This is a genomic window from Rhodobacteraceae bacterium M382 (assembly GCA_025141015.1).
In the GTDB taxonomy this organism is placed as follows: domain Bacteria; phylum Pseudomonadota; class Alphaproteobacteria; order Rhodobacterales; family Rhodobacteraceae; genus Aliisedimentitalea; species Aliisedimentitalea scapharcae.
Map to the genome: position 1 here is coordinate 2,797,434 of CP081098.1, position 18,768 is coordinate 2,816,201.

At 59.2% G+C, this 18,768-nt stretch carries 21 protein-coding genes and 1 tRNA gene; 11 read left to right on the plus strand and 11 right to left on the minus strand.

Features of this window, described 5'->3' with window-relative positions; genetic code table 11:
* Nucleotides 1–142 precede the first annotated feature (142 nt).
* Nucleotides 143–2,092, plus strand: coding sequence for a 4Fe-4S binding protein (locus K3727_13065; GenBank protein ID UWQ93366.1), 1,950 nt, complete (start codon nt 143–145; stop codon nt 2,090–2,092).
* On the opposite strand, the gene K3727_13070 is transcribed toward K3727_13065, so the two are convergent.
* A complete protein-coding gene (locus tag K3727_13070) occupies nt 2,086–2,823 on the minus strand; it encodes a hypothetical protein (protein UWQ93367.1) in 738 nt (245 codons plus the stop codon). The two genes, K3727_13065 and K3727_13070, sit on opposite strands and share 7 nt — an antisense overlap.
* A gap of 157 nt (nt 2,824–2,980) precedes the next feature.
* Here K3727_13070 and K3727_13075 point away from each other — a divergent pair, with 157 nt between their 5' ends.
* Together K3727_13075 and K3727_13080 are read left to right on the plus strand one after the other, a co-directional pair.
* Nucleotides 2,981–3,688 (plus strand): DUF4444 domain-containing protein, encoded by a 708-nt coding sequence (locus tag K3727_13075; GenBank protein ID UWQ89748.1) that lies wholly within the window; start codon nt 2,981–2,983, stop codon nt 3,686–3,688.
* Nucleotides 3,685–4,161 (plus strand): hypothetical protein, encoded by a 477-nt coding sequence (locus tag K3727_13080; GenBank protein ID UWQ89749.1) that lies wholly within the window; start codon nt 3,685–3,687, stop codon nt 4,159–4,161. The genes K3727_13075 and K3727_13080 overlap by 4 nt, the downstream gene beginning before the upstream one ends.
* Before the next feature lie 379 nt (nt 4,162–4,540).
* Here K3727_13080 and K3727_13085 read toward each other — a convergent pair.
* Nucleotides 4,541–4,617, minus strand: a tRNA-His gene (locus K3727_13085).
* Nucleotides 4,618–4,661: 44 nt separating this feature from the next.
* Nucleotides 4,662–5,144, minus strand: a complete 483-nt coding sequence (locus K3727_13090) for a GNAT family N-acetyltransferase (GenBank protein UWQ89750.1) — start codon at nt 5,142–5,144, stop codon at nt 4,662–4,664.
* Between the two features lie 107 nt (nt 5,145–5,251).
* On the opposite strand from K3727_13090, the gene K3727_13095 reads away from it, so the two are divergent.
* A complete protein-coding gene (locus tag K3727_13095; GenBank protein UWQ89751.1) occupies nt 5,252–5,440 on the plus strand; it encodes a hypothetical protein in 189 nt (62 codons plus the stop codon).
* On the opposite strand, the gene K3727_13100 is transcribed toward K3727_13095, so the two are convergent.
* Nucleotides 5,441–5,926: an MmcB family DNA repair protein gene (locus K3727_13100; protein UWQ93368.1), complete on the minus strand. Its 486-nt coding sequence runs from the start codon at nt 5,924–5,926 to the stop codon at nt 5,441–5,443.
* 140 nt (nt 5,927–6,066) lie between these two features.
* Between K3727_13100 and K3727_13105 the strand changes: the two genes are divergently transcribed.
* Both K3727_13105 and K3727_13110 read left to right on the plus strand, forming a co-directional pair.
* The gene (locus K3727_13105; GenBank protein UWQ89752.1) at nt 6,067–6,396 is read left to right on the plus strand and encodes a metalloregulator ArsR/SmtB family transcription factor; all 330 of its coding nucleotides are present in this window, start codon (nt 6,067–6,069) and stop codon (nt 6,394–6,396) included.
* On the plus strand, nt 6,389–6,793 hold the full coding sequence (locus K3727_13110) for an SRPBCC domain-containing protein (protein ID UWQ89753.1): 405 nt from the start codon (nt 6,389–6,391) through the stop codon (nt 6,791–6,793). The genes K3727_13105 and K3727_13110 overlap by 8 nt, the downstream gene beginning before the upstream one ends.
* Before the next feature lie 402 nt (nt 6,794–7,195).
* Here K3727_13110 and K3727_13115 read toward each other — a convergent pair whose 3' ends face one another.
* On the minus strand, nt 7,196–7,525 hold the full coding sequence (locus K3727_13115; GenBank protein UWQ89754.1) for a hypothetical protein: 330 nt from the start codon (nt 7,523–7,525) through the stop codon (nt 7,196–7,198).
* A gap of 187 nt (nt 7,526–7,712) precedes the next feature.
* Between K3727_13115 and K3727_13120 the strand changes: the two genes are divergently transcribed.
* Nucleotides 7,713–8,090 carry a hypothetical protein gene (locus tag K3727_13120; protein UWQ89755.1) on the plus strand — a complete coding sequence of 126 codons (378 nt, stop codon included), beginning with the start codon at nt 7,713–7,715 and terminating at the stop codon, nt 8,088–8,090.
* 129 nt (nt 8,091–8,219) lie between these two features.
* Here K3727_13120 and nusB read toward each other — a convergent pair whose 3' ends face one another.
* From nusB to ribB, 3 genes are read right to left on the minus strand one after another with little or no spacing between them, the layout of a single operon-like run.
* Entirely contained in the window at nt 8,220–8,711 is a 492-nt protein-coding gene (nusB, locus tag K3727_13125; GenBank protein ID UWQ89756.1) for a transcription antitermination factor NusB, read from the minus strand.
* A complete protein-coding gene (locus tag K3727_13130) occupies nt 8,708–9,259 on the minus strand; it encodes a 6,7-dimethyl-8-ribityllumazine synthase (GenBank protein ID UWQ89757.1) in 552 nt (183 codons plus the stop codon). The genes nusB and K3727_13130 overlap by 4 nt, the downstream gene beginning before the upstream one ends.
* Nucleotides 9,260–9,262: 3 nt before the next feature.
* The gene (ribB, locus tag K3727_13135; protein ID UWQ89758.1) at nt 9,263–10,384 is read right to left on the minus strand and encodes a 3,4-dihydroxy-2-butanone-4-phosphate synthase; all 1,122 of its coding nucleotides are present in this window, start codon (nt 10,382–10,384) and stop codon (nt 9,263–9,265) included.
* A gap of 168 nt (nt 10,385–10,552) precedes the next feature.
* Between ribB and K3727_13140 the strand changes: the two genes are divergently transcribed.
* Nucleotides 10,553–11,605 carry a proline racemase family protein gene (locus tag K3727_13140; GenBank protein ID UWQ89759.1) on the plus strand — a complete coding sequence of 351 codons (1,053 nt, stop codon included), beginning with the start codon at nt 10,553–10,555 and terminating at the stop codon, nt 11,603–11,605.
* Nucleotides 11,606–11,782: 177 nt separating this feature from the next.
* Here the strand turns inward: K3727_13140 and K3727_13145 are convergent, their stop codons facing one another.
* Entirely contained in the window at nt 11,783–12,370 is a 588-nt protein-coding gene (locus tag K3727_13145; protein UWQ89760.1) for a riboflavin synthase, read from the minus strand.
* Between the two features lie 198 nt (nt 12,371–12,568).
* On the opposite strand from K3727_13145, the gene K3727_13150 reads away from it, so the two are divergent.
* The 3 genes from K3727_13150 (at nt 12,569) to K3727_13160 (ending at nt 17,104) form a co-directional block, all read left to right on the plus strand.
* A complete protein-coding gene (locus tag K3727_13150; protein ID UWQ89761.1) occupies nt 12,569–13,861 on the plus strand; it encodes a capsular biosynthesis protein in 1,293 nt (430 codons plus the stop codon).
* Between the two features lie 93 nt (nt 13,862–13,954).
* Complete coding sequence (locus K3727_13155) at nt 13,955–15,082, plus strand: polysaccharide export protein (protein UWQ89762.1); 1,128 nt, start codon at nt 13,955–13,957, stop codon at nt 15,080–15,082.
* A gap of 15 nt (nt 15,083–15,097) precedes the next feature.
* Entirely contained in the window at nt 15,098–17,104 is a 2,007-nt protein-coding gene (locus K3727_13160) for a capsular polysaccharide biosynthesis protein (GenBank protein UWQ93369.1), read from the plus strand.
* Between the two features lie 14 nt (nt 17,105–17,118).
* On the opposite strand, the gene ribD is transcribed toward K3727_13160, so the two are convergent.
* Together ribD and nrdR are read right to left on the minus strand one after the other, a co-directional pair.
* Nucleotides 17,119–18,195: a bifunctional diaminohydroxyphosphoribosylaminopyrimidine deaminase/5-amino-6-(5-phosphoribosylamino)uracil reductase RibD gene (gene ribD / locus K3727_13165; protein UWQ93370.1), complete on the minus strand. Its 1,077-nt coding sequence runs from the start codon at nt 18,193–18,195 to the stop codon at nt 17,119–17,121.
* A 20-nt stretch (nt 18,196–18,215) separates the two neighbouring features.
* Complete coding sequence (nrdR, locus tag K3727_13170; GenBank protein UWQ89763.1) at nt 18,216–18,686, minus strand: transcriptional regulator NrdR; 471 nt, start codon at nt 18,684–18,686, stop codon at nt 18,216–18,218.
* Nucleotides 18,687–18,768 lie beyond the last annotated feature (82 nt).

Below are 18,768 nucleotides of genomic sequence, written 5' to 3' on the forward strand. Positions count from 1 at the left end.
GAATCAGCCCGATGATTCGCCATGCCCAACACAGGTTCCGTTCCAAAAACGCGGTTTACGGCTCATCAGAATCATGCCTAGTTTGAAGTCGAACCGGGAATGATCCCGGGTCCGGAAACACAGAAATCCACGCGAGGTAATGATGTCTAAAACGTTGATTTTATGTGACTGTTGCAACTCGAACCCAATTGATCCGCAGGCCCTGTCCCAGGCAACTGGGATGGCCTGTTCCCAGGTGCATTCCGCCCTGTGCACAACCCAATCAGAACTGGCTGCCCAAGCCATTGCAGCAGGCGATGCAATTTTTTGCTGCGCTCAGGAAACCGCCTTTTTTGATGAGCTGGCAGACAGCCTGAACACCCCGTCACCTGCCTATCTGGACCTGCGCGATCGGGCAGGATGGAGCACAGACACCGGGCCAAAACTGCCCAAATTGGCCGCATTGGTTGCCGAAGCCAGCCTGCAGGTTCCTGCGACCAAATCCCTGGACGTGATGTCCGAAGGCATTTGCCTGATCCTGGGGCGCGATGAAACGGCGTTGGACGTCGCTGATATGCTCAAGGATTTCCTAAGCGTGACCGTCCTGTTGCCCGACATGCAGGATACGCCAATGACCCGCGCCTATGACGTCGTGCTGGGAAACCTGAAATCGGCCACAGGATCGCTGGGTCAATTCAAGGTCAGGATCGACGCCCTGCGCCAGCTCAATCCGGCGGGCCCCGGAGCCATGACCTTTGGCTCGCCGCGCGATGGTGGGATCTCCCACTGTGATGTGATCCTGGATCTGCGGGGGACAATGCCACTGTTTCCCGCCCCGCAAAAACGGGACGGTTACGTGCAGGCGGATCCGAACAGCCCCAAAACGGTCGCAGCCGCCGTCTTGCAGGTCTCGCATATGGTCGGCACATTCGAAAAGCCGCTATACGTGCGTACCGAGCCGCTGTTATGCGCTCATTCACGCGCCACTCAGACCGGGTGCACCCGCTGTCTGGACGCCTGCCCGACCGGGGCCATTTCGCCAAACGGCGACCATGTACAGGTGGATCCGATGATCTGTGCCGGTTGCGGTGCCTGCGCATCGCTGTGCCCGTCCGGTGCGATCAGCTATGATGCGCCTCCGACAGACTTTACCTTTCGCAGGATCCAGACCTTGGCCAAGGCCTGTCTGGACGCAGGTGGCAAGGCACCGGGCCTATTGGTGGTCAACGCCGAAGGGAGCGAGATGATCGGCATGACGGCCCGCTATGGGCGCGGCCTGCCGGCAGACGTGATCCCAATGGAGGTTGAGGCGCTCAATACCATCGGACACGCAGAAATGGTGGCTGCGATGGCCGCAGGGTTTGGGAAAGTCAGCATTCTGGTAACGCCCGGCACCGACCGGGACGTCATGCACAGCGAAATCAACCTTGCCCTTGCGCTGGTCGGTGGATGTATCACCATGATCGAAACCCCAGACCCGGATCGCCTCTCGGACATCCTGTATGGCACCACGGCCTCCCTGACCGTTGATACGCCCGTTCGCCCCATGGGCACCCGACGCCAGATCACCCGAACAGCGGTCAAGGCGCTGCACGGTGGCGACGCGATCCTGCCCCTGCCCGACGGCGCACCCTATGGCGCTGTTCTGGTCGATACGGACAGCTGTACGCTGTGCCTGTCTTGCATTTCGCTGTGTCCCTCGGGCGCATTGGGCGACAACCCGGACAGCCCTCAGCTGCTGTTTCAGGAAGATGCCTGTTTGCAGTGTGGATTATGCTCCAACGTCTGCCCTGAAAACGCGATCACCTATGCCCCCCGAATGAATCTGGGCAATGATGCGCTGTCACAGGTGGTGCTGAATGAAGAAGAACCGTTTGCCTGCGTCGAATGCGGGGCCCTGTTCGGGGTCAAATCCACCATCGAAAAAATCTCGGAGAAGCTGGCTGGACACCATGACATGTTCCAGACCCCGGAAGCGGCCCGCATGATCCAGATGTGTAGCGATTGCAGGGTAAACGCCCAATACCATTCGGAAAACAATCCGTTCGCAGACAAGGAACGTCCGCGTCCGCGCACCACCGAAGACTATCTCAGCAAGCGTCGCGATCACTGATGTTCCAACGGTGCCCCCAAATCCGCCGGTTCCAGCGATGCCACATAGGCCAGCACGGATTCAAGGTCGCTGATCGTGATCCGGACAGGTACAATTGGCGACGGACGGTCGCTGGGAAAGGGCGGCGTCACCTCATCGACCTGAGTGAAGGCGGGATGCGGGTTGAGCGTATAGAAGGCTCCAAAACGTTCGTCCCAATCCGGCAGGCTGCGCAGGGCAAAGAACGACGGAGTCGACCCGATGGCATTCATCCGCTCGCTGGCGATGACCACATGACATCGTCCGCATTTCTGCCGCGAGATATCCTGGCCGGCGGTTGCGTCCCCATCCATCTGCACCGCGACCTCCTGAACTGTCTCGGCTTCGGGCAAGGTGAACTGCTGAACCCCATCCACGACAAAGGACGCAATGGTACGTTGACCGATTTCGGATGTGATCCAGTCGGAGAACTTTTGAACCCCCGCATGATCTGGCACATGCACCAGCGCCCGCCATTTGCCCCCCGCCCCATCGAACACCGGAAAACCAACCGTTCCCAGGCTGACTTCGGCGACGGCATCGACATCAACCACACTGATCTTGACCTGCGTTTTGAGAGAAAATCGTGGCAGCAGATGTTTCAACAGCCCGCTTTCGACAATCTCTGCTGGTACCGCAAGCCGAAATTGTCGTTCATTCGCAACAGATTGGGCGTTCGAAAACACCAGAAATATGCCGGTTAGAATGGACATGCGAAGCCAGAAAGCCATAGATGATGTTAGGAAATCGCGGCTTGTGTCGTCAATACTGGCGGCATTGCCCACACTGGTTCGGCAGGGCGGACCCCGTATCCACCCGCCCCAGTCCCCCGTGCGCCAACATATGTTGGCCAATCAAATGAGAGAGCGCATGACCCAGATCGTACTACCACCGCTGATGTCGGGCTATGCCGTTCAGGGCGACGACGACCCGTTCGTCACCGCCTGCATGAAGGCCGCCGTGGGATGTGATGCGGGGTTGGTGGTTTACAATCTGTCGACCGATGTGCTGCGTGCCGCGCTTGTATTTGCGCCAGAAGTCCCGCTGGAGGACGCGATGACCATGCTGCCGCTATGCGCTGTTGGGTTTCAAAATGCGCTGGGGGCCCTGGCCCCACCCGAGGTCGCCGTACATCTGGAATGGGCCGGAGGACTGCGGGTGAATGGTGCAAAATGCGGTCACATGCGGATTGCTGCCAATACCCAGGACCCGACACACATCCCCGACTGGCTGGTTGTCGGGTTTGATCTGCCCCTGTGGCCGACAGGCGACGATCCCGGCACAACGCCCGATGAAACTGCGCTTTTTTCCGAAGGCTGCGCCGATGTCAAAGCCCCGGATCTGCTGGAAAGCTGGGCCCGTCACACGTTGAACTGGATCAGCCGCTGGGAGGACGAAGGGGCCAAGCCGCTGCATGGTGAATGGCGCGGGCTGGCCTATGGTATGGGCGAAGACATCACCCAATCCGAACAGTCCGGGACCTTTCTGGGGGTGGACGAACGGTTTGGAATGTTGTTGCGCCAGGGCGATACGACCCGGTTGATTGCGCTAAGCACATTGTTGGAGGATCTGTCATGAAACTGGCCCGCGCCATTCATTTTGACGAAAGCGACACACGCGTCTTCTCGGTGTCTGCACGCACCGGCGAATGGTGCATCTCCGGTGGGTTCGAATTCTCCAACTGGACCGAGGAAGATCTGACCGGCAAGGCCCGCCAGTCCTTTTCCAACGGCTGGCTCGGCATCGAAACCGCAGGGCGTGTGACATTTGTGGCTGTCACGCAGATTGAACCCGAAGAGGTTGATACGATCACCGATGCTTTGGCTCAACATTTCGTGACCCACTATGGCGCGCCAGACATATATGCGGCCCGTCCCGTCGCCTCCGAAGAAATCCAGCATATGCTGGATCTATGCGACGACCACGACGCCAACACATTGTTGACCGTGTCGCGGGAATTATCCGCGTCCGGGGTGCTCGAATCGTTTCGTGTGATCGAACCCCAGGCTGCCGGGTTGGATCAATTTGCGATCCACGGGGATATGTCCTGATAAATTCAAAGAATTCAAATTCCTACTGCCGAAACTTAACGCACTTGGTGTTCCGATATCCGGAGCTCGTTGCTCCCGAAACGTGACCCGCGATCGATGTGAGGGCTGGAAGCCACCCGAACCGGCATCTGCGCCATCGTCGACCTGCCCCCTGAGCCGTTGGCCCGAGGCTTCCACCCGTTTCTCATATTGCGATCAACTGGGACACACCGCCCAACATGGGTACCGAACCGACGCGCGCCGGGTCGCACACAGGTGTCGCGAAATCCCGTTGACGAATCCGACGATGCTGGTCGACCCATCGGAACCAAACGTATAGCTCGCGCAGCGTTGCCCCGAAAACAGTGGCGGCACTTCCCGTGTTAAAAAACTGGTGATTTGGTACCGCCTCCCTGGCTTGAACAGGGGACCTCTGGATCCACAATCCAGCGCTCTAACCTACTGAGCTAAGGCGGCACTTGGGGCTCATTTAGCCAACCAAAAGACCGAGTGCAAGAGGATTATAACAGAACTTTCCAAGTTTGTTCGACCAGATCAACGCCAAATGAATGGACTGGCCTGCTATCGACAACCTGCCAGCCAAAGGCGGCATAAAGCGCACAGGCAGCCCGATGACTTTCATGCGTCCAGAGCGTCATTTCGCTGTATCCGGCAGTCTTGGCGTATGCCATGCACCGCTGTAGCAACTGTTTTCCGACGCCACGCCCCCGCGCTTCGGGTGTCAACAGGAACAGGCGCAGTTTGGCAATCGTGTCGGTATGGCGCACACAAAAGATACAGCCGATCCGTTGACCTTGTGTTTCCGCAATCCATCCCTGTTCACAAAGCGGGTCATGCGACCGACAGAAGTCGGCAATGATTTCCCCGACGACAGCGCCAAAGGTGTCATCGAATCCTTCATCGCGCGCATAAAGGTCTGCGTGACGGGCGACGACCCATTGCGCATCCGTGGGGACGAATCGGCGAAAGCTAATTTCCGACATACTGACAACGTAAGTCAGCTTCACTTTGCTGAACAGGGCCATCCCCCTGCGCTTGATTTTCGCCCGCAAGCGCTGTAGCCACCCTGAAATATCAGGGGAGAACTGAAATGAGCATCAATACCGAACGCGAAATCCAGGCCAACATGCAAATCGGCCCAACCGATCAGGGCATGGTACGGATCTTTATCGAAGCGGATGGTGTTGAAATTCCGATGGATTTTGATCCCGAGGAAGCCGAGGAAATTGCTGACGAAATTCGCGCCGCCGCCATGGCCGCCCGGATGGTCAACGAATGATCAGCTCTGTGTTTGCGTAACCTCGATTGTGTCGGACAAGAACACCCCATCCTTCCCCGGTCGGGGGTCCCGCAGGCTGTGCAACCGGCGCGCAGCATCAGTTGCGAATTTATGCACCAGCTTTTTGCGCCGCGCCGGGGCCAGCTTGTCTTCGCCCGGCATCCGGATCAGTTCTGCGTCATAAGCATCCGCAATGATCAGCCCGGTTTCCGGGGGCAACAGTTCGGTTGGAAATTCCAAATCTACGGCCCAGAAAAACCGGTCACACCAATCCAGATACCCCTGCCATTTTGAATCTGTCTGGAAATCGGCACGACTGGATTTGCATTCGACAATCCAGATGTCGCCCTTGGGCCCCAACGCAATCACATCCACCCTCAATCCCCGTTCGGGCACAAATTCCTCGAGCGTCGCATAGCCAAGCGCCCGCATGTGGCGCGCCACGCCACGGGCCAATTTCTGTCCAGGTTGCAAGCCCTGTGGCACAGGTTGGGTCGCGATATGGGTCATGGCAGATAGGGTGAACAATTCATGAACAAATTTCAAGTGGAAATCGCTTCTTGACATGATACCGTTTGGTATCTAATTATTCATGAAACCAAACGGTATCACAAATGAGGCACCTCATGTCCGACATGGCGCAAATGGCGTTTCGAGCCCTCTCAGACCCGTCCCGACGGGACATTCTATACATGCTGGGCGACCGGGATCTGACCGTTGCCGAAGTATCCGCGCAGTTCGACATGACCCGGGCGGCGGTAAAAAAGCACCTCGTCGTTCTCGAGGAAGGCGGGCTGATCCGCTCGTACCCCCGCGGGCGCGAACGGATCAACAGCCTGCACCCCGAAGGGTTGCGCCCGGTGCTGAACTGGCTGGTCTGGTTCGATCAGTTCTGGGACGACAAGCTGTCCGGGCTGAAAGCCACCATTGAACAGAAAGGACTTTCCGATGACTGACCCGATCCTACAGAAATCCGTTTATCTCAAGGCCGACCCGCAAACAGTCTGGGACCACCTGACCCAGGCCACATTGATGGGAAAATGGTTTCATCCTGCAACCGAGGATCTGAGCCAGGGTGCAGATTTCACGCTGACCGATGGACCCGGCGGGGACCGCATGTGCTGGGGGCGGGTCGAAGACATGCAACCGACCCACTATATGCGTTGGAGCTTTACGGTTGGCCCGTTGGATGGGGTGATGACCACGGTAGAATGGCGGCTGGAACCGGCGATTGGCGGCACCCGTCTGAGCCTGGAACATTCGGGCCTGCCCGCCGGCGCGGATGGATTCGGTTTGGTGCTTGCGCTCGACAAGGGCTGGCATGGGTTCCTGCTTCGGATGCACGAGCTTTGAAATAAACCGGCACTCCCCTTGCCCCCGACGGTCTCACCCCCTAACTAAGACCAGTGACGGGTTCTGCCCTTCTTGTGGACGGGTACATTCCGGTGGCCTTAAGCAATTCCGAGGGAGCTGGCTCTGCCTGGATCCTGGTCCAGTTACCTGGCGCCCACCTGTACATACAGGTCCTCGGGGATAAACACCGCACGGTTGTCTGGTGGTCCCGTCACACTTTTCTCCCAACCACCGCAAACCTGCGCGTGTGTTGGGCTTGGGCCAGATCTGACCCGAACCCTGCCAACCGCACAGCCCTGCCTCATTCGGTCTCAGATCAATCCCGGCGGTCAATTTCACCTTTATCGCAACAAAAAACCGCCAACACAGGGTCGGCGGTTTCGATGTGGAAAATGTCCCGTCTCAGCGACGGTTCAGTTGTCTGTCCTGCCCGGATTTCTGCGCCTCGGCCTGAACAGGGATCGGTTCAAACTGATGCGCGATCGGTGTGCCGCCGCGCGGTCCGGTGCTCTTTTCGGCCAGCGACATGATGGCATAGGCGAATTGCACCCCGGCAAACACGATGCCGTTCATGAACCACAGAATGAACACGGCCAGCGCTCCCTGATCAGAGGTCGACACCAGCGACCACAGGTTCATCACATTGAACCACAACAGCATCGCCACAAACGCGGCGGCTATGGCAAAACCAATCAACACATTTCGGATATAAAGCTTGATCAACGCGGGCATTTCTTATGTCTCCAAGGATCGTTGCCAAAAGGGTAGCACTCTGCGGCCTCGCGTCCAGTGCCAACCGACAGGAAACACTGTGTTTTGCGCCATTTTCTGCCGACGGGCCCATCCTATGTGCAACGGGCAATACAGACATGCAGTCGGGGGGCTGGCGTCCTGTGGCTTTCCAGCGCAGGATCGCAGCATGACACATGTTGCAGATCTCAGAACCGCCCTGGTTGCGTTGGCCCTTTTGAGTCCGACCGCCGCCGTCGCCCAAGATTATCGGACAATCGAAACCGCGGCGGATTTTGCCGCCCATGTGGTTGGGAAGACCCTGCGCTGGTCGACCGGTGAAACACGCATTCTGGCGGATGGAACCACGCGTGGAGAAATGCAGAACATCGGCCAGTATCACGGCAGCTGGATCTGGGAGGATGGATATTACTGTCGTAGCCTGATCGTGAACGAAACCAAAAGCGACCAGAAATGCCTGCTGGTCGAAATCGCCGGTGACCGGTTGCGTATGAGCTATGGCAAGGGCGACGGTCGGTCGCTCGAACTGGAGATCGGTTCCGAATAGACCCGGTGCCATTGGGTGCCCAATTGGCGGCTGCCAGCACCGCCCTTTGCATACTCCAGGGGCCACCTTGTTCCAGGGGGCGTCAGATACGACAGAGCTGGTGCAAATTACAGGCAGCCAAAAGCCGGATCAAAAGGCGTCCGGCTTGGCTTCGCGTCCCATGTGATCCAGCACGGCGTTGACAAATTTGGACTCTTTTCCATCGGGATAAAATGCGCTGGCAATATCCACGAACTCCGAAATCACCACCTTGGGCGGTGTCGCAGATTGAGTCAATTCCGCCCCCGCAGCGCGAAACAGCGCGCGCAGGGTGGAATCAATGCGCCCGATGGGCCATTTTGCCACCAGAGCCCGGTCGGTCATCTGGTCAACAACCGCCTGATAGTTCACGGCATCGCCCACCAGTTTGCGAAACAGGTCAACGTCGCCTTCCTGCATCTCGTCGTCCTCGTAAACAGCGCCAAAGCGGTGATCCAGAAACTCGACAATGACCCGGTCCATGGTCTGGCCCCCTTGTTCCATCTGGAACAAGGCCTGCACGGCATAAAGCCGCGCCGCCGATTTCATCTTGCGTTTCTGATTGCCCGAAAGGGGCGCGCTCTGGCTGCCTGAGGTGGTCATGCGGTGGTGGGTCCGTTATCTGAAGTGGCCAGTTGAATGGCCTCGCTGGGTGCCTTGAAACCAACACCCTTGGTCTGGGCGCCCCACTTACGCCCCAAAGCAATCAGATGCAAGGCCGCAGCAGCCGCGCCGCCACCTTTGTTCATCTCGCCAGGATCTGCGCGCACTTCGGCCTGAGGCCGGTTTTCCACGGTCAGGATGCCGTTGCCGATGCACAGGCCTTGCAGTCCCATCAACTGGATGGCGCGGCTGCTGTCGTTGCAAACAGTGTCATAGTGGGTGGTTTCACCGCGAATGACACAGCCAAGGGCAACAAACCCGTCGAAATTCGACGTCCGATCCGCAATCGAAATCGCGGTGGGCACTTCCAAGGCACCCGGCACTTCGACCAGTTCCCAGGTTCCGCCTGCCGCTTCGATTTCGGCCTTGGCTCCGGCGACCAGATTGTCGGCGATATCCTTGTAATACGGCGCGACAACGATCAACAGCTTGACCGGTTTGTCGAATTCCGCGCGTGGCAGCGTGTAATGGGTTTCAGATCCAGCCATGTCTTAGTCCTCCGACAGGATGGGACGCGTGCCGGAGATGGTCAGCCCAAAGGCGTCCAGTCCCAGATAGCGTGTTTCAGGGGAATCAGTCAGAAGCTCCAGCTCATGCAGGCCCATCTTGGACAGGATTTGAGCACCCAGGCCGGTCTGCTTGATGGTGCGCGGGCCTTCGTCGTCCGGCGCATACAGCGAATGGCGGGGTTCACGGAACAGACAGACCACGCCGCGTCCCTCTGCGCCGATCAACTCCATTGCCCGGGGCAATTCACGGGCCGATTTCGGGCCCAGCCCCAAGATATCGCTGGCTTCGTGCAGCGCATGGGTCCGACACAGTACCGGTTCTGGTGTGGTGATGTCGCCTTTGACCAGCACAACATGTTCAACACCGTGGGTCTGATCGGTAAAGATCCGCATTTCCCATTCGCCGCCGAATTCGGAATTGACAGAGCTGCGGCCCGTTTCCACCACCAGGTTGTCGTTGCGCGACCGATAGGTGATCAGGTCAGAGATGGTGCCGATTTTCAGGTCATGTTTGGCTGCATATTCCAGCAGATCCGGCAGACGTGCCATCGTGCCGTCTTCCTTCATGATCTCGCAAATCACCGACGACGGGTAATGACCGGCCAAACGCGCCACATCACAGCCCGCTTCGGTGTGACCGGCCCGGACCAGAACACCGCCACGACGGGCGCGCAGCGGGAACACATGGCCCGGCGTTGCAATATCGGCGGATGTGTTTTGGGGGTTGATGGCGGTGGCAACAGTCAGAGCCCGGTCAGCGGCGGAAATCCCTGTACTGACGCCCTCGCGGGCCTCGATCGATACGGTGAATGCGGTTTCATGGCGCGATGAATTGTTCATCGCCATCATTGGCAGGCCCAGCTCTTCGATCCGTTCCGCCGGCAGGGTCAGACAGATCAGCCCACGCCCATGGGTGGCCATGAAGTTGATTGCATCCGGTGTCGCACAGCTGGACGGGATCACCAGATCGCCTTCATTCTCGCGGTCTTCGTGATCGACCAGAATGAACATCTTACCTTGGCGGGCGTCCTCGATAACCTCTTCAATGGGGCTGATCTCGGCACGCAGACCGGCTTCGACAGGACCGGGGGTTTCAAAGCTCATGAGGGCAGCCTTTCGCTGAGCGGTTGCGGGGGCAAGTTTCACCCGCCGGGATAGACCAAGCCGCACGCAAATGCCAGCCCTGCAAACGGCACCCGGGGGGCTAGACGCGGCGTTCGAGTCATGGCTCACTCTGCGGGACCCTCTGTCTTTTGTCCGAAAGGAAAATCCGTGCGACTCTCCCGTATGATTCAGGCCGTCGAGGCCCACGCCGAAGGCGAACCGGGCCGCGTCATCACTGGCGGCATGCCGCATCTGCGCGGCGATAGTGTATTTGCAAAAATGCAGGACATGGCGCGCAATCACGACGATATCCGGCTGCAAATGCTACGCGAACCACGCGGCAATCCCGGGCTGTGCTGTAATGCCATCGTCCCCCCCTGCCATCCCGAGGCCGACATGGGGTTCATCATATTCGAGCAAACAGAATACCCGCCCATGTCAGGATCCAATACGATCTGTGTTGTGACCGTGTTGCTGGAAACCGGGGTGCTGCCGATGATCGAGCCGGTGACAGACCTGACGCTCGAAGCTCCCGCCGGGCTGATCAAGGTGCGCGCCACCTGTCAGGACGGCAAGGTCACCCGCGTCGAATTTCTCAATGTCCCGGCCTTTGCCGTGCATCTGGACGCTGTGGTCGAGGTTCCTGGGCTGGGCAGCGTAACAGTCGATGTGGCTTGGGGCGGCATGTTCTTTGTCCTGACGGATGCGGATCGGATCGGCGTGTCGCTAGAGGCCACCAATGGTAGCGAAATTGTACGCATCTCCGAGGCGATCCGCCATGCTGCGGCCGAACAACTGCCCGTGCGCCACCCCGACAATCCCGATATCACCGGCCCGACCATCACCAATATGTACGGCGCACCCGTGGCGACCGGCACACATGGGCGCGGTGCCATCACCATTTCAACCGGCGATTTCGACCCGGCCCGCCCACAGGAGGCCTCGGGCATTCTCGACCGGTCCCCCTGTGGGACAGGAACCTGCGCCAAGATGGCGGTGCTGCACGCGCGCGGCCAACTTGGGGTCGGTCAGGACTATGTCAACGCTGGCCCGCTGGGCACCACCTTCACCGGACGTATTGTCGAAACCACCAACGTGGGCCCCTACCCGGCCATTGTCCCCACCCTTTCCGGTCAGGGCTGGATCCATGGCACCGCAAACTGGACGCTCGACCCGACAGACCCGTTTCCCCATGGCTATACGGTTGGGGATATGTGGTGACGCCTTTGGCGGTGCCCGCGCCTCTGCGTGGGCACCGCCAAAGGCGCGCGGCCCAACGCAAAACACCGCATCTCGGATGCGGTGTTTTGGGGCGGGAGCCCCCCCGCCGGTTCTGTCCTGACGATTGCTTTGGGGCGGGAGCCCCCCCGCCGGTTCTGTCCTGACGATTGCCCGGTGTTATCCAGCTTCGGCCAGGCGCGCCACATAGCGGGCCAGTGTGTCGATTTCCAGATTGATCCGATCACCAATCTGCACGGACCCCCAGGTGGTCACATCCTTGGTATGGGGAATGAAATTGATACCAAAATCACATCCGTCCACCTCGTTCACCGTCAACGAGGTGCCATTCAGGGCCACCGATCCCTTGGGCGCGATGAACCGCGCCAGATCGGCGGGCGCGCGCAGGGTCACTCTGGTGCTATCGCCTTCGTCACGCATGGCGACCACCTCGGCGACACCGTCCACGTGGCCCGACACGATATGACCGCCCAGCTCGTCGCCCACCTTTAACGCACGTTCCAGGTTGACCCGCTTGCCAACACTCCAGTCGTTCAGATTGGTCTTGGACACGGTTTCGGCGCTGATCTGCACATCATACCAATCCTCCCCCAATGAGATCACCGTCAGACAAACACCGTCCGACGCAATCGACGCGCCCAAATCAATGCCGTTGGTGTCATATCCGGTTTGGATCCGCGCCCGCAGATCGCCGGCCTGTTCCAGCTCAACAAGTGTACCGATATCGGTGATGATGCCCGTGAACATGGTCGCGCCCTTTCCAGTCGTAAAATCTCTTCTGCCCACAGGTATCCAGCCCCGACGCCAGCGACAAGCCCTGATCGCGCCCAGAGCCCCGCTGCCCGATCCCCCCACACCACCCTGCGATCCTGGGCGGGTCATAGTTTTGCCCAACTGGTGAATTAATAAAATCACAAGTAAACTTGTCTCATTATGAGTGACCCCATGACCAGCCAATCGCAAACCTCCCGGGTTTTCTTGTTTCTGCAAGGCCCCCACGGACCGTATTTTCACGGTCTGGCCAAACAGTTACAGGCTGCGGGATGTCAGGTTTGGCGTGTGGGTTTCAATGCCGGGGATCGGGCCTTTTGGTTCACCCCGTCCACCTATATTCCCTATCGCGGTACGCTGGAAGACTGGCCCCACACCGTGGCAGAGCTCTACAATCAACGCCATATCACCGATATTGTTCTCTATGGCGACACCCGGCCCATCCACGCCCAGGCAATCGAGATCGCCCGCGCGCGCGGCATTCGTGTTCATGTCTTCGAAGAGGGGTACATGCGTCCCTATTGGGTGACCTACGAACGCGACGGCAGCAACGGCAACTCGCGGCTGATGGGCATGTCCGTCGATGAAATGCGCACCGCGCTTGAGCTTTCGGACATGGAAGCCCCCATGCCCCCGTCCCATTGGGGCGATATGCGCCACCACGTTTTTTATGGGGCTCTGTATCATTGGTTTGTCATGTTCCGAAACGGCGACTACAAGAATTTCCGCCCTCACCGTGCGCTGACCGTAACCAAGGAATTCAAACTGTACCTGCAACGGTTGCTGCTGATGCCCGCCCAGGCCATCGACCGCCGGTTGGCGACGTGGCGCATTCGAAATGGCGGGTTTCCCTATCATCTGGCGCTGTTGCAACTTGAACACGACAGCTCGTTTCAGATGCATTCCCCCTTTGCCTCCATGACCGACTTTCTGGCGGAAATCTTTGAAGGGTTTGCCAATGGAGCTCCCCGCCATCATCATCTGGTGGTCAAGGCACATCCGCTGGAAGATGGCCGCGTGCCGGTGCGCAGCGAAGTCAAACGCCTGGCCCGTCAGCATGGGCTGGTCGGACGGGTCCACTATGTGCGTGGCGGCAAGCTGGCAGCCCTGTTGAACGAAGCCCGCACCGCCGTCACCGTCAATTCCACAGCCGGACAACAGGTGTTGTGGCGCGGCATCCCACTAAAAACCTTTGGCGCGGCCGTTTACAGCAAGCCCGAATTTGTCTCGGCTCAGGCCCTCCGCGACTTTTTTGCCGGTGCCAATCGCCCAGATGCACGCGCTTACAAGGATTACCGCCGCTATTTGCTCGAAACCAGCCAGGTGCCCGGCGGTTTCTATTCCCGCAGCGGGCGGCGGCAATTGTTGCGCCAGGTCGTGGACATGATGCTGTCGGATGATGACCCCTATGATGCGTTGAAATCCGGCACAGCAGCACCACGGCAACAGTTGCGCGTGATCAACTAAAGGGAACCGGCACAAAGACTGGATTTTCCCGGATATTTCAGCTAGCTTACCTGAAAAACAGGCAGAACAATAACAGGTCGAGGAGACCGAGCAGTGAATTCCGTTAGACATCGGTGGGTGCGTCCCATCGCTTTTCTGGCTGCGCTGAGCATCGCGGCCTCTTGTGGGTTGCCTCGCGTTGGCCCGAACAAACGCGAGATCTTTGCAGGATCCGTACAAAAGGAAGGCGACGCATTTGTCGTTGCCGTCAATGATCGCGTAACCCGCGCCACGGCGGTTGTCCCGGCGCTGGGGTTTTCGGACTCGTTCAAGAGCGCCAGCCGACTGGCCGCTGACCTGATCCGTCCCGGCGACATCCTGGGGCTGACAATCTGGGAAAACGTCGATGATGGGCTGTTGACCCGCGAAACTCCCAACTCGGTGTTGGAAGTTCAGGTGGACGACGCCGGGTATATCTTTGTGCCCTACGCCGGGCGTCTGCGTGCCGCGGGCAACACCCCGAACCAACTGCGCGAGATGATCACCACCAAGCTCGAAGATCAGACACCCGACCCACAGGTCGAAGTGCGTCGGTCTGCCGGTGACGGCGCGACCGTCAGCCTGACAGGTGCCATCGGAATACAAGGCAACCTGCCAATCGAACGCCCGACGCGGACCTTGGCCACGATGCTGGCTCAGGCCGGAGGCGTGACGATTGCACCCGAAATTGCACAGGTCACCGTGACCCGTGGCGACCAGCAGGGCAAGATCTGGTTCCAGGATCTCTTTGATCACCCGGAACTCGACATCGCTTTGCGCAATGGTGACCGGATTTTGGTCGAACAGGACACCCGGTCGTTCACCTCGCTGGGTGCCACAAGCACGCAGTCGGTCGTCCCGTTTGAATCCCAGGACCTGTCGGCACTGGAAGCCATCGCACAGGTTGGCGGATTGCTGTCGCTGTCTTCGGATCCAACGGGCGTGTTCATCTTTCGCAACGAAGCCGCCGAAATCGCCGGTCAGGTGTTGGGACGTGATGACCTTCAGGGGGCACAACGTCTGATCTATGTGCTGAATCTGACCGAACCCAATGGCCTGTTTCTGGCCCGTGATTTTGTGATCCGCGATGACGACACATTGTATGTGACCGAAGCGCCCTATGCACAGTGGACCAAGACGCTGTCGCTTGTCACGGGTACTCTGACGCCATTGTCCAACGTTGCAACACTCTCTGGCAGCTGATCCATGACCGACCCTATGCGTCGGCCACATGACACACCGGGAGCCGGGAGCCACGGCTCCCGGCTTTTTGTTTATAACGGCGGTTTTTTGACCCAACGCCGGGTGCGTCGGATCCTCGCCCTGTCCGGCTACAAGATTTCTTTGGGTTTGCCCCAACAGGATGATCTGGTCGGTATCTGGGGCAACAGCCCCACCGCGCATCGCGGATTGGCCGTCGCCGCCAAACGCAACGCCTCCCTGCTCAGGGTCGAAGATGCGTTCTTGCGCTCCCTGCATCCCGGTCGCGCCGGTGAACCGCCGCTTGGCCTGTTGCTGGACACATCCGGGGTGCATTTCGACCCGGCACACCCGTCGGATCTGGAACGGCTTCTGGCCTCTCACCCGCTGGACGACGCTGTTCTGCTCAATCGCGCGCGGGCCGGAATCGAACGGATCCGCGAGGCACATCTGAGCAAGTATTCCGGCTTTGATCCCGATCTGCCTGCGCCTGAACCGGGGTATGTTCTGGTGGTTGATCAGACTTTTGGCGATGCGTCGGTGCGCGCCAGCAAGGCGGATCGCGGTCGTTTTCTGGAAATGCTGGTCTTTGCCCAGGAAGAACACCCAGGTACCCCGATCGTGATCAAAACCCACCCCGAAAGCCAACAGGGGTATCGCCACGGGTATTTTGAAACCACGGACCAGAATGACCGGGTGTTCTTCCTCAGCGATCCCATCAGCCCCTGGGCCCTGATGGACGGCGCAGTCGGGGTGTATACCGTTTCGTCACAAATGGGGTTCGAAGCCATTCTGGCGGGCCACAAGCCCCGGGTGTTCGGACAACCGTTTTATGCCGGCTGGGGGCTGACCCAGGACGAGTTCCCCCTGACCAGACGCCAAAGATCGCTGACCCGCGCACAATTGTTCGCGGCCGCGATGATCCTCTATCCGCAATGGTATGACCCCCATGATGACCGGTTGGGCACCTTTGAACAGGCTCTGGGCGCATTGGAAAGCCAGGCCCGCGCATGGCGACAGGACCACAGGGGATGGACAGCCAGCGGTATGCGCCTGTGGAAGCGCAAGCCACTGCAAACGTTCTTTGGCCGCAACAAACGCATAGCGTTCACCGAAAACCCGCCTACGACCACGGACATCCCGCATATGGTCTGGGCAGGAAAGGCTGATGGTCAGCCCACCGGGACTGTCCGGGTCGAAGACGGTTTTTTGCGGTCGCGCGGTTTGGGTGCCGAACTGGTTCCCCCGTTGTCACTGGTGACAGACTCCCAGGGGATCTATTATGACCCAACCTGTCCCAGCGATCTCGAACGCTGGATCATCCGGCGCGCCACTCTGTCCGCCAGCCAACAGGCGCGGGCAGACCAGGTGATCCACATTCTGACCTCAGCACAATTGAGCAAATACAATCTGGGCGGCGGCCTGCCCGATTTGCCAACCGGCCATCGCATTCTTGTCCCCGGCCAAGTCGAAGATGACGCGTCGATCAAAACCGGAACCACGGATATCTGCACCAATCTGGGGCTGCTCCAAACCGTGCGCGCAGCCAACCCGGATGCCATTCTGATCTATAAACCTCACCCCGACGTCGAAGCCGGGTTGAGAACCGGCGCAATTGATGCCCGGGACCTGGCAGATGTCGTTGCCACACACAGCGACCCGGTTTCGCTGCTGGAACAGGTCGACGAAGTGTGGACGATGACATCGCTTATCGGGTTCGAAGCGCTGCTGCGCGGGATCAAGGTCACCACATTGGGCGTGCCATTCTATGCGGGTTGGGGATTGACGCGGGATTACAGCGAAACGCCCGACAGACGCCGCGCGCACCCGACGCTGGCCGGATTGGTACACGCTGCATTGATTGACTATCCACGCTATTTGGATCCGGTGACCGGCCTGCCCTGTACAGTCGAAGTCGCCATCGGCCGCCTGCAACAGGGCAAAATCCCCCACCCCGGTTGGATCAACCGCAGCCTGTCGAAACTTCAGGGCCTGTTCGCGACCTATGCCCACCTCTGGCGGTGACGCGCAGCCGCAGCTTAGCGCAGCTTGCGTGTCCAGCGGTGCATGACGTCCCCGCCCAAATTCCGCGTCTCGACCAGATCAAACCGCGGTGCCTCGGCCAACCGCCCCAGACCCAGCGCACCGATCCCGGGCAGCCCTTCGGCGCCGATGGCGACACCGGCGGTAAAACCGATCAACTCATCAACCAGATCATTGGCCAGCAGCGACGCAGCCAACGCGCCACCGCCTTCGCAGAAGACACGGGTCATGCCCGCCTGCCCCAATTGTTGCAACACATCCACCGGGTTCAGCTGTACGCCCCGCACACCGCAGGGCACCAGAGTCGCGCCCAAACCTTCCCAGGCCCGCAGGCGTTCGACATCGGCCCCTGCCCCATGGCACAGCCACAGGGGAACGTCCCGGGCTGTCCGGGCCAGTTGGCTCATCAGAGGCAAGTCCAGATGCCGCGAGACCACAACGCGATGCGGTTGGCGATCAACACCCATATCCCGCACGGTCAATGACGGATCATCCGCCCGCACCGTACCGGCTCCAACCATCACCGCATCATGGAGGGCCCGCATGGCGTGAACTGTGCGCCGGGCCTGTGGCCCGGTGATCCATTTGCTTTCTCCGGTTCCGGTCGCGATCCGACCATCAAAGCTGGTTGCGAGCTTGAGCGTGACCAACGGGCGGCCTTGTTCTGTCTTGAAGAAAAATCCGGCGTGATCCCGCGCGGCCTGATCCGCCATCACACCTGCATTGACCTCGATCCCATGCCTGCGCAACATCTCGAATCCCTGACCAGCAACGCGCGGATCACTGTCTTCGATGGCGGCCATGACACGGGCCACCCCTGCTTCAATCAAAGCCTGCGCACAGGGGGGTGTCTGTCCCTGGTGCGAACAGGGTTCCAATGTGACATAGACAGTCGCCCCACGCGCCTGTTCCCCGGCCTGGGCCAGCGCCATTGGTTCGGCATGTGGGCGTCCGCCGGGTTGGGTCCAGCCCCGCCCAACAATGCAGCCATCTTTAACAATGACGCAACCAACAGCCGGATTAGGCCAACAATTGCCTTGGCCGCGCCGCCCCAAGGACAGCGCCAAAGCCATAAAACGTGTATCCAAGGAAGTTACTCTTCGGGTTGATTGGAAGGCGGACGCAATTCGTGCACAAAGTCTTCGAAATCATCTGCTTCCTGGAAGTTCTTGTAAACACTCGCAAACCGAACATAGGCAACAGTGTCGATCCGGGCCAGAGCCTCCATCACGATTTCACCAATACGGTTTGACGGTATGTCGGTGTCCCCCATACTTTCCAGTCGGCGCACAATACCAGAAATCATCTGGTCGATGCGTTCGGGATCAATGGGGCGTTTCTGCATGGATATCCGGATCGAGCGTTCCAGCTTGTCCCGGTCGAAATCTTCCCGACGGCCGTTCGTCTTGACCACGACCAGATCGCGCAACTGGACCCGTTCATAGGTGGTGAAACGTCCGCCACAAGCCGGACAGAACCGGCGCCGCCGGATCGAAACATGATCCTCTGCCGGACGAGAATCCTTGACCTGAGTGTCGATATTTCCGCAAAACGGACAGCGCATCTGCCGTCTCCCTTGTTCCTGAACCGCCGCAATTTGTGGGATCTGTCGCCCATTTATCCACAACTATAGGCTAGCCTCAACC